The 11,135-nt window shown below is 42.7% G+C and carries 8 protein-coding genes; 3 read left to right on the top strand and 5 right to left on the bottom strand.

Annotated elements, in window-relative coordinates; genetic code table 11:
* A partial coding sequence (locus Q0C29_RS06490; protein ID WP_291999847.1) for an ABC transporter substrate-binding protein occupies window positions 1-2,130 on the bottom strand: 2,130 nt, incomplete at its 3' end.
* Window positions 2,131-2,252: 122 nt separating this feature from the next.
* Window positions 2,253-3,371, bottom strand: a complete 1,119-nt coding sequence (locus Q0C29_RS06495) for a hypothetical protein (RefSeq protein WP_291999848.1) — start codon at window positions 3,369-3,371, stop codon at window positions 2,253-2,255.
* A gap of 189 nt (window positions 3,372-3,560) precedes the next feature.
* Between Q0C29_RS06495 and Q0C29_RS06500 the strand changes: the two genes are divergently transcribed.
* On the top strand, window positions 3,561-4,895 hold the full coding sequence (locus tag Q0C29_RS06500) for a hypothetical protein (protein WP_291999849.1): 1,335 nt from the start codon (window positions 3,561-3,563) through the stop codon (window positions 4,893-4,895).
* Here Q0C29_RS06500 and Q0C29_RS06505 read toward each other — a convergent pair.
* On the bottom strand, window positions 4,887-5,867 hold the full coding sequence (locus Q0C29_RS06505) for a glycoside hydrolase family 172 protein (RefSeq protein ID WP_291999850.1): 981 nt from the start codon (window positions 5,865-5,867) through the stop codon (window positions 4,887-4,889). The two genes, Q0C29_RS06500 and Q0C29_RS06505, sit on opposite strands and share 9 nt — an antisense overlap.
* Before the next feature lie 170 nt (window positions 5,868-6,037).
* On the opposite strand from Q0C29_RS06505, the gene Q0C29_RS06510 reads away from it, so the two are divergent.
* Complete coding sequence (locus Q0C29_RS06510; protein ID WP_291999851.1) at window positions 6,038-7,996, top strand: alkaline phosphatase family protein; 1,959 nt, start codon at window positions 6,038-6,040, stop codon at window positions 7,994-7,996.
* A gap of 9 nt (window positions 7,997-8,005) precedes the next feature.
* On the opposite strand, the gene Q0C29_RS06515 is transcribed toward Q0C29_RS06510, so the two are convergent.
* Window positions 8,006-9,355 carry a sulfatase gene (locus Q0C29_RS06515; protein WP_291999852.1) on the bottom strand — a complete coding sequence of 450 codons (1,350 nt, stop codon included), beginning with the start codon at window positions 9,353-9,355 and terminating at the stop codon, window positions 8,006-8,008.
* 5 nt (window positions 9,356-9,360) lie between these two features.
* Window positions 9,361-10,761: a sulfatase gene (locus Q0C29_RS06520; RefSeq protein WP_291999853.1), complete on the bottom strand. Its 1,401-nt coding sequence runs from the start codon at window positions 10,759-10,761 to the stop codon at window positions 9,361-9,363.
* Window positions 10,762-10,915: 154 nt separating this feature from the next.
* On the opposite strand from Q0C29_RS06520, the gene Q0C29_RS06525 reads away from it, so the two are divergent.
* Window positions 10,916-11,135, top strand: a 220-nt coding sequence (locus Q0C29_RS06525; protein WP_291999854.1) for a hypothetical protein, incomplete at its 3' end; no start/stop codon positions are given.

Consider the following 11,135-nt stretch of genomic DNA (forward strand, 5'->3'; position numbering starts at 1 on the left):
AATATGGAAGTACGAAGCAACACACTGCTGCAAAGCAGTTATATTGGCTGGAGGTGTAAATTCTGGAGTTAGCCCTAAGTATGAGGCGAACTGAGGATACTCAGTCCATAATGAACCATTAGCAATTAATTGCGCCAATGGAGGAACATCAGGTGGCGGTGCCATTACTCCAAGATCCAAGTATTCTCTTGGTGTTCCAGCCCACACCATCCATTGGCCACCATTCTCATGAGCATCCATTATAGTGTAGAAAGCGGTAGCTGAATATTTACCTATACAATCTATTATCCAGTATGGATCAAAATATGCCTTAGCGTACGGTCCTCCATATGGACCATATACCATTGGCACTATCGGCACGTAATAGTAATACCATGCGAATAAAACCTTTGTTAATTCTTCATATAATTTACTTCCTGGTGTTGAAACATCATATGTGCTAAACCAGTTCGTTAGGTTAATGTACCCGAATGTTGAGTTTACGCAAGTTACAATAGTACCATTAAGGTAAGGTGGAGTACTATTATACATTGAAGGAACAGTAACTGTTACTGGTGAACATGACCAACCCACAACCTTACCATTAGAAATTACTGGCCAGGCGAAGGGCCAGGCCCTACTTAAATTAAATACCTCAGTAACCCAGAATTGACTGCTTAAGTATGTCCACGCTGTTAGGTAACTATGTGGAATGTATGCAGGACCCTGTACCATGCCACCTTCGAATTCCCCATGAGGATATATGGTACCAAACCATGTGCTTAAATCCATACTTAGCAACTTTGTTGGTATTCCAAATGCTGACCACTCTTCGGCAACAACCTGACCTTGGGTTACAAAACTAGTCCATGCACTTGGTGCCGTTATTGTCAAAGTTAACTGTGTACCATTGGGTAAATACCATTGACCATTCTTATACGTTAAACCAGCTGACTTAAGAAGCTCAGCGGCCTTAGTTAAGTTAAATTCACATGGTATATAGTATTTAGCTACTGATTTAGGAAATGTTGATATTATATTGGGTGTTACTGGTTCAGGATATGGTTTAGGTATGCTTGGTACCCATGCTAATGCCACTTGCGTAAAATTAATAGCATCGCATAATGCTTGCCTAACAGCAGGTATATTAAGTGGATAAACATATGGATTAAGGGTTATACCTTCATCTACAAACCCAGGATAGAAGTAAAGCCCAATTCCAGGCGTCTTATTTAGTACAAGCATTTGTTGCCATGAGAATCCAGTTCCGCCAAAGTATCCCCTGGCTTCCCCTGATTCTATCATGGCCATGCCAACAGATGATCCACCAGGAACAAATTTAACTGTCATTAAAGGATCGTAATAATTCCATGTTGCCCAAGGTAATACTTTAAGCCATGTGGCTAATAATGGTTTACCATCAAAGTATAAAGGTTCCAGCATATTATTAACAAAATTGGTGCCTACTGAAGTCATGACATATGGTCCTAGTCCCCAATATGGTGCAACAAATCTCGTTACATTATTTTGACCAAACAACATAGCCTGTGTTGTGTTCATGGTCTTCAAGGCTTCAACAGCCCATCTCCATACTGGATAAGGAGTTGGTACCCAACTTGTCATGACCCAGTATGGTATGAATGGTGACCATTTTTGGAATAGGAATTGTATTGTGTAATTGTTCAGTACCTTAATATCCTCATCTACGAGTGATTGATTTATGTCTGGTACATACCAACCGAATGCCTTCATACCGATGTAGAAGTATGCGTATACATCCCATGCTGTGAAGGGGGCTAGGATAACAGTACCATTAAACCAGTAAAAGCCAGGTCTAATATAGATTGTTAAGATACCTGAACCATTTGGTAAAACCTGAACAGTCCAATTCTCAGCCAAAATAGGGTAAGGCTGGTAAGTGAAGACGCTCCAGTAAGCTAAGGGTGGAAACGATGTAGTCCACCATATTTGGTTACCTGGTGCATATACATTCCATATTGGTGTACCAGGAACATACATTAAACTACCCCATATCGGTACTATAAACTGTGGCTTTTGCTGTGCGTGAACCATCATGGATGCGTAGAGTATTGTTACTGCAACCACTATTGTAGCCACGGCTAGTATTCTGCTCACATTGAGTTTAGGCATAGTTATTAAGTCTTTTATGATTAATAACTTTTGTTGCAATATGGGTAGTTAAACATGTTTCAAAGCATTAGGCGTTTAAATTGCTACAGATTTAATGAGTACTCTTTAACATGTTTACCCCCTTATGATGATCCTCCCCACAGGTTAATGACCCTACTTATCCCCCTTCTCAACGTGTATCCATCCGCTAAGTAACCAATCACGTATGATCCTAGTATAACATCACTCGACTCGATGTAGTCTGAGTAGCGTGGATTAGTGTTTGCATTATTTACCCTGAAAATGTTGCCACCACTATTATCCATTATGCCTAATTCAGAATTATGCTCAATGACGTTTATTAGGAATTGATTCCACATTGATCCACCATTAGGCATTGCCCCATTCTCATCAAGCACAATACCCTTTTCATTACCATAAATATGTTGAATGAAGAAAGTGTTGGCCTGCACTCCAAGTGGTGTCTTATCATTACCTATAGTGGCTAATCCCACCTTATTAAACGTCAGTAATCCTATGGTAACTAAGTTATTGAAGAATCCAGCTGTTGGTAATCCACTTATGTTAGGGTACCTGCCTGGGCTTCCTCCCTCATTAATCAATACGCCTACATTACTTGAGTATGAAACACCAGGTATATTAACTACACTATCGTTAACTTGGGATATCACTAAACCATTTATACTACTTGAAGTATACATGGAGGCATTAATGTATGGTAAGCTAATCCTCGAGAAGTATATTTGACTACCACTGCTTGGTGACAATATTACTAATGCTGAGTTACTACTAGCGGAGAAGTAGGCTGAGGGCTGAATAACTGAGCCTTGTTCACTTACTATGCTTAAGTAGTTATAGTAAGAAGAGTAGGATGGGAATGCCTCCCTGAAGTCAACACTATCACTAACCTCGTATGTACCTGGCTTGATAATTAGGCTCACTTTACAATTACCACCTCTAGCTAGGCAATCACTCCCAATGTAGTTTAACGCCTCTTGAATACATGCAGTGTTAGAGTCTATACATATTCTTGACCCATGCCAATCAATTGCCTGATAATGCCCATTCTTTTCATAAACCACAATATGATACTCACCCCATGCTTCAATAAACTCATTAGTTGAAGCACCTTGCTCACGGGCACTATTTGGTGGATTAGTCATCACCCTTGACCCAACGTATGCTAACCCTCCCGCACCTGCAGTTATGCCTAGAATCTTAAGGAATCGCCTTCTATCCACAGGCCTAGGAGTTGTCTTAAATCTTTAAACTTGGGCACTATGATTAATCATTAATATGTTTGAAGCCAGTATAATTAATTAACACTAGGCTTAATGATTAATACACTGAACATGTTTAGTGTCCACCTTTATGGGAATTCTTAAGTACAGAGTTATTGAATGTTAATTATGCCTATGGCTTGTAATTCATTGGTTGATGATGTTGTAATTAGTAAGGATGCTAGTGGTAATGTAGTGGCCCTTAACCGTGAATGCCATGAGATATGTGAAAATAGTCCAACAGCCTGTATTCAGGAAGCAATAGATTACGTTAAGGATGGTCAATCAGTAATTACCATTGGTGACGCAAATACTTTAAACGTAAACGCCAAGATAAGAATACCCAGTAATAAGGCTAGGCTTAGGCTGCGTCTCGGTGAGGTACGTTGTAATACTGGCGATGAATCATGTCTCTTCATAGATGGCTTTGCACATGACGTATATATTCAATCACTGCTTAATGTAGGTGATTCTAAGATAGGCTTAGAGATCACAGGGTCTAATCATAGAGTCTACGTGGGGTTCATAGGCTTAGAGAACGCTCCACATAATAAGGAGGGGAAGCCGTGGATGTTTATGGATAAGGCGATTTACGTTCACCCACCATTTGATAGGGATGGGTACGCTGGGTTCCTTAACGTTGAGGTTGGTTCAATACACTGCGGTTACCGCGACCAAGATAAGGGTGTTAATGTGGCTGTGTGTAAGGGTATTGTGGTTGAGGGTAATGATTTAAGGGGATTCAGTATTGAGGGTAGTGTCTTCACAGTTAGGGGTTCAATAAGATTAGCTAGAAGGGGGCTTGAACTAGGTAATTCGGTGTTTTGGGATAGATTTTTCCTGGATATTGACCCAGACCTTGCCTTAAACTCAGACTACTTAATATACTTCGCTGACGGTAAATACGACTGCTGCACTTCACCAATTAGGAAGCAGCAACCCTATAGGACTCAGTATGAGGGGGCAGCCTTCAATACGGTGGACTTATATGGATGGACCCCAGCAAATACCCGTAAGACAATATACTTCGGTGAACACACCTTAGGTAATAGGATTACAGCAGCCGCTATAGTTGATGCATCAACCATTGAGTTTAAGGATGAATTCAGGAACTTTATAGTTAATCAAGGCACCATTATACAGGGTTCACTTACAGGTAGTGGTGTCGCATTAATGAATGGTGAATTACACCTCTGGGGACGTGAACCAGCCTTATCTCTCTCAGGGAGCAGTCTCATGAACCCAGGAACTGAGACTTCAATAAGGTATGATGGTAAGTCAATTAGCTTAAGTCTCAATAATGTGAAATTTATTTCAATAAGTAGTAATGGTATTGAAAGCATAGGCATCCCGGTAATGCAGCATTGCCCTGGTTTAAGTGATGAAGGTAAGTTTAATGGCCAATTACTCTCATGTTACGATGATTCAATGAAGAAGTGGCGTTTAGTAATGTGGATTGATTCAAGGTGGGTTTACTTAACTTAGTGATTTACAGTCAATTCTATTGAATTCCTTATGTGGCTCGGCTTGATACCAGTAGGCTACACTTTCATACTTAGCCAGTACCTCATCGTACTCACCGTGGTGTATCATGACCCTTAACTCCCTTTGAAATGGTATTGAGTCAGGTATATGGAACCTGTATGCTAAGATCCTAAACCTCTCCTCATCCTTAATCAACAGGCCGTGGAATGGTGCATTAAATGGACCCTTAATAAAGTACCAGCCGCTCAGGAAGTAGTCTTCAGTGCCTGTTGAACCATACGCTAATTCACCATCAGCGTAAATCATCATGTTTCCCTCAAGGAAGCCTAACCCACCTGAGGGTGGATTAGCCTGGCTTAAACCCTCCATGGCTAAGACAGTACCTACGTAATGTCCCTGACCTAAAGCCTCAAGAATAAGATATGGTTTACCTAACTCAGTGGGGTTCTCACTGCGCCATACCGCATGAAGTCTACCCATACTACTAACGTCTACACCCTCATAGTAACTAATCATGTAGTAGAGGTGGTCAACATCAAGGCCGCTACAATTCTCAACCTCAATAATAGCCCTCTTAAAGGGCATTGGGAGGAACGTGTAGTAGCCACCGCTGGTGGTGCCCATTACCAGGGAGGAGTAGTGGTGATACTCGGTTATGGTGTTTGTTGAGTAGCATGAGCCGAAGAAGCAGGATAATGGTGCCTCAATGCTTGGGCTTAATTCACCATCCCAATAAGCCCTAATAATAAGCCTCCTTAAATAATCCTTAACCGCTGGCTTAGAAAAACCACCAGCAACAGTTAACCATAGGCTGGCAATTACACCAGGGCTACTGACTTCAAGTAAAGTCAACTTACCATGGGCAGGTACTGAATAGTAGTCAAGCCACTTCCTATGTTCCTCATCAATATAGTGCGTGCTTGAAATATACCTTAATTTACCGGGTTTAAGCCTGGGTAGATCAAGCAGCATTATTAAAACTCTACTTCTCTTTATATTAAATTATTAGGCTCATAATGGTTCACTAACAGGTTCAATTATCTAAAGTACTGAATACCTAGTAACGCTTCACTGCCGCTTAAACGCGTTAGGGTTAATTCATGGTTACAACATTTAAAGGCATGTGGTAGGCTTGAATTAGCATGGCTAGGGCTAGTAGGCTCCTGTTCATCGGCTTAGATGCCTTTGAACCCTTAATAATGCTTAAGCTTGTTGATGAGGGTTTAATGCCTAACTTCAGTAGGCTTCTTAAGGAGGGTTCATTTACGTTAGCCTACTCCTCACCACCCTGTGACACACCAACCAATTGGACCACCATTATGACTGGTTCATTCACTGGTACTCATGGTATGACAAGCTTCTTCGCCCATAAGCCTCACGGTGAGCTTAATGAGGGTTTCTCAACACTTGACTCCAGGGTTTGCGAATCTGAATTCCTCTGGAATGTACTTGAGGATTACGGTAAACGCGTTGCCATTGTTAACTACCCTGTTGCATGGCCCCCAACAATAAAGAGAGGCATTGTAATCGGTGGCCCAGCGCCAGGTGCCTCACCCTGGCGTGTTAAGTGGCCCATGGTTTACTCAAACAATTGCACAACTAGGGATTTAAACAAGTGCAGCCCCATAACTATTAAGGAGGCTGAGGGCTGGGTCAATATTCCTAATTCCCGTAGTAAACCCCTTGAATTCGAATTCACCCTAACAGGTGAGGGGCCTACCGCTGAACAAACCCCGGGTTGGTTCATTAGGCCCAGCACTAAATTAACCAAGGTGCCTAAGTACTATGCTTTAGTGATTAACTTAAACGGCGCCGGTTACGATACGGTAATTGTATCTAGGTTGAGGGATGTCTCAAGCCCCATAGCTACTCTTAAGTCTGGTGATTGGAGTGGTTGGATTAGGGATAATGTTACCGTAGGCGACTCAAGTTATGAGGTTGCCTTTAGGCTTAAGTTAGTTAAACTTAGTAATGATGCCAGTTTAATTGAACTGTATAGGAGTGACGTTGTATTAACCAGTGGTTGGAGTGCCCCAGTGGACTTATCTGGTGAGATAACGGATGCTTTAGGACCTTATGTTGAGGGTGTTGAATGCCAACCTGACTTATCAAGTATTCGTGAGGATGTCTTAGGTGATGACTACTTCAGTATTTGGCTTGAGAACATTAAGTATTCAATAGGCTGGTATAGTGGCTTAGCTAAACTACTTAAGGATAGGTTTAATTGGGATGCCTTCATAATGCACTACCACCTCCACGACTCAGTAAACCACAGGTTCCTTGGATTACTCTACGACAAGCACCCAAGCTATAATGCGGAGTACGCCAGTAGGTTATGGGACTTTTACCGCGAGGTCTATAGGCTGACTGATGATTTTATCGGTGAGATGATTAAGTACGTTGATGAGGATACCTTAATAGTCTTAGCCTCAGACCACGGCCAAGTCCCAGCATGGAGGTTTATTTGGATTGGCGACGCCTTGATTAAGCGTGGCCTATTGGCCTATAGGCTTGAGGGTGATTATTACGTTGTTGACTGGTCTAGGACCATGGCTTACCCATTCGGCCACACTACACCCTACATATTCATTAACCTGAAGGGCCGTGACCCACACGGCATTGTTGACCCAAGGGACTATGATGCAGTTAGGTATGAGGTTATTGAGGCATTATACTCGATAAGGGATCCTGAGAACGGTGAACACCCAGTTGCATTAGCGCTTAAGAAGGAGGATGCGGAGTTCCTTGGACAGTGGGGTGAGCGTGTTGGCGACGTAATTTACTTCCTTAAACCAGGCTACAGTAATGTGGTTTTCGACTTCAGTAAGGTTCATAAGAGAATTGTGGATGGGCCTATTGTAAGACCACTCAGTGATATGGGCTTCTGGACAGCACTACACCACGATTACTTACCAAACGCTCAAGTTGGCTTATTCACCAACGAGGCCTTCATACTGATGAAGGGTCCAGGGATTAGGAAGGGGTTTAGGAGGGATAAGCCTGTTTGGTTAACTGACCTAGCCCCAACAATAGCCCACCTAATGGGCGTTAGGCTACCTAGGAATAACGAAGGAAACATAATAGCGGACTTCCTAGAATGAGGTGCGGCATCAATTAATTGGTATTGGTAGGCTTATTTCTTGTGTTAATAATGGGTCGTTGGCGCCTGTTATTACCCTATACTTCCTCTCCATTAATCCAAGTAGCCTTAAGGCCACCTCACCCTCCTCCTCAGCCAGGTTTCTTGACTCAGCTGGGTCCTTGGCTAGATTGTATAGCTCTATGTGTCCTGCCCTCCTACCGTATGTGTCATCCCTAATCCACTGTATTAGCTTCCACTCACCAACCCTAATCATCCTGGCAGTCTGCCTAGTATTCTCAAGGCTTAACACCACATCACGCCCCTTAGACTCACCCTTAATCACATTGAGTAGGCTTACGCCAGTCACATTATCAGGAGCCTTTAAGCCTAATGCATCAAGTATTGTTGGGGCTATATCCGTATTTTGGACTAATGCATCATACTTAACACCCCTAGCCCTACTGCGGCCAATCTCATCAATTAGCCTGTCAGGTAGCCTAATGATTAGAGGTGTCTTAACATCCCACTCATATAAGCCGTGGTGATCGTAATACACGTTATGCTCACCAAGACCCTCACCATGGTCAGCGGTCAATATTATTAACGTGTCCTCAAGTAGGCCAAGATCACTAATCATCCTCATTAACTCACTGAACCTCTCATCAACGTAGGCAACCTCACCATCGTAAAGAGCCCTAACGTAATCAGGATCATTAACGCCTGAATCAACCAAGTTCCTCATCCAACTACCTCTAAGCAGTGATCTACCCCACCTAGTTGAGTTAAGCCTACTAGCCAAGTCACCCCTAGTGTAATCACCCTTATAGAATCTTTCCGCATAACCCTTAGGTGGAATGTAGGGTGTGTGGGGATCCCAGTAGTGTATGAAGAGGAGGAGTGGCTCGTCATGGTGCCTATTAATCAACTCTAAGGCACCCTTAACTCTAGTATTAACAACCTCACCACTAATCTTAATACCGTTGGAAATCACCACTATACCACCAATATCAATATAATATCCATAACCCCTAGCAAACCAACCTGCATTCAGGTGGGTGGCTAAATTATCAACAGCTATGGTTAAGTAACCAGCATTATTAAGTATCTGCGGTAGGGTTAATATGCTTCTACTTAATTGAACCTCACCATCATGGCTAACTATCTTATGAATTAACGGTGATACTCCAGTGAGGATTGTAGTGAAGGATGGGTGTGTTGGAATAGCCTCAGAGTAATGATTAGTGAAGGCCACTGAGTCACGGCAGAGGTAGTCAACATTAGGCATTGTTGGGTAACCTGAACCAAGGCAACCAACCCTATCAGCCCTCAAGGTATCTATGGCTATGAGAATTACATTGAAGCCGCGGCCACTAACCATACCACTCACCTCACGTATAATTCATTATACCATTCATATGGATCCCTCTCCCCAGTTGGTAGTGGTTCAAGTCTCCCACCAGCATCCTGGGTGATTCTGCTGAATAATTCCTTAACCTTATCACTAGCCTCACCTGCAATATTATGCCTAAGCTCTGGGTCGTTCTTAAGGTTGAATAATTGAGCATTGGAGCCTTCCCTATCGCTTATTAGCCAATACTCATCATCACGGTACATTACGTAGTTCCCGAAGGCTGATGTTACGTAATCCCTCACCCTAGTCTCCTTACCATCAACGTAACCCCAAATATTCAAGCCATCGAAGCTTAAGCCACTGCAGCCTACACTGGTTAATGCGCATATTGTTGGGAATAAGTCATGATCATACACGAATTCATTAACCTTAATCCCAGAGTTAACGTACTCCGGGTGCCTTATTATTAGAGGAATATCGACGAGCTCTGGGTATAGGCCCCAGGCAACCTTCCCAGTTAACCCATGTTCACCAAGCTGGTGCCCATGGTCCGAGATTACTATTAGTATCGTGTTCTTATCCAGGTTTAATTCATAGAACTTCTGCATGAAGTACCCAAACCACTTATCAACCAGGGTAACTTCACCAGCATAATGAGCCCTCATGTGCCTGAGCTCACGTTCACTAAGGTAATCAGAAGGCCCATACTTAGGTGTAATGACCTCAGGCCCACTATAGCCTGGATCATACATGTCAACGAACTCGTGGGGTGGGTCCCATGGTTCATGTGGGTCAAAGGACTCTATGACAAGTAGGAATCCCTCAGCATCCTTATTCTCAGTAAGCCACCTAACAGCCTCCCTAAAGGTTAATGCTGGGAACCAATCCTCCTCACTCCTCCTAAAACTCACATTAGCAAGGTAACGCCTAATAAGCCCCTCAACACCAGTACCCTTAAGGCTTGGCGTCAAATACTTATTAACCACATAGTCAGGAACCTTAAAGGACCTGTAGTGGTCCCACTCCTGACCCCTAATGAATATCCACTCATCAAAACCCCTATTAAAATTCATCCCCGGCTCAAAAATGTGGTAATTATCACCAATTAAGGCAGTCCTATAGCCCTTACCCTTAAAATACTCAGCAATCGCCGTATCATCATCTGAGAGGGGTTGCCAACCAGCCATCCTAATCCATGGAATACCCCTCCTTAAAATCGGCCTTTGGCTAAATGGGAACACCCTCCTACCAGTGTATATAGCCCTCCTAACAGGTATTGTTGGTAGGGATTCTGGGTAAGCCCTAGTGAAGACAACACCCTCCCTACAAACCCTATCAATATTAGGCGTCTTAGCTAAACCACCAAGGCAACCAACATGATCCCTACGCAACGTATCGATGATAACCAGAACAACGTTATAACGCGAACCCATAACAAAAAACAAGCGTACAGTTATTAAGCATTATGAGTGAATATGTTCAATAATAGTTAAATAAACTAAGCAATACATTCACCATTCCTATTTCAAACATGTTTGCCTAAATTTATTACAGTAATGCTTTAAAGAATGCATTAGCATATGTCTCATGGTTAGTAGGCGTGCTTTGTTGACTGGGCTTGGTTTGGCTCTTGCTGGTGCTTCGGCTGGTGTTGTCTATGATTACCTTAGGGGTGGTTTGAGTTTTCAAGCTGTTCAACAGTCATCGACATCAACCACTACAACTACTCCTGAGGCTGTTCCTGAAATTCACACTGCTGGTTTTGGTTGGGAGGTTGTTGATCTTCATAATAATGGTGCTGATGCTT

It is taken from the genome of Caldivirga sp. (assembly GCF_023256255.1).
In the GTDB taxonomy this organism is placed as follows: domain Archaea; phylum Thermoproteota; class Thermoprotei; order Thermoproteales; family Thermocladiaceae; genus Caldivirga.

Excerpts from the sequence above, each read along its gene's own strand:
- Q0C29_RS06505 (WP_291999850.1), bottom strand. The coding sequence starts at position 5,867 with ATGCTGCTTGATCTACCCAGGCTTAAACCCGGTAAATTAAGGTATATT.
- Q0C29_RS06520 (WP_291999853.1), bottom strand. The coding sequence starts at position 10,761 with ATGGGTTCGCGTTATAACGTTGTTCTGGTTATCATCGATACGTTGCGT.
- Q0C29_RS06510 (WP_291999851.1), top strand. The coding sequence starts at position 6,038 with ATGGCTAGGGCTAGTAGGCTCCTGTTCATCGGCTTAGATGCCTTTGAA.
- Q0C29_RS06515 (WP_291999852.1), bottom strand. The coding sequence starts at position 9,355 with ATGGTTAGTGGCCGCGGCTTCAATGTAATTCTCATAGCCATAGATACC.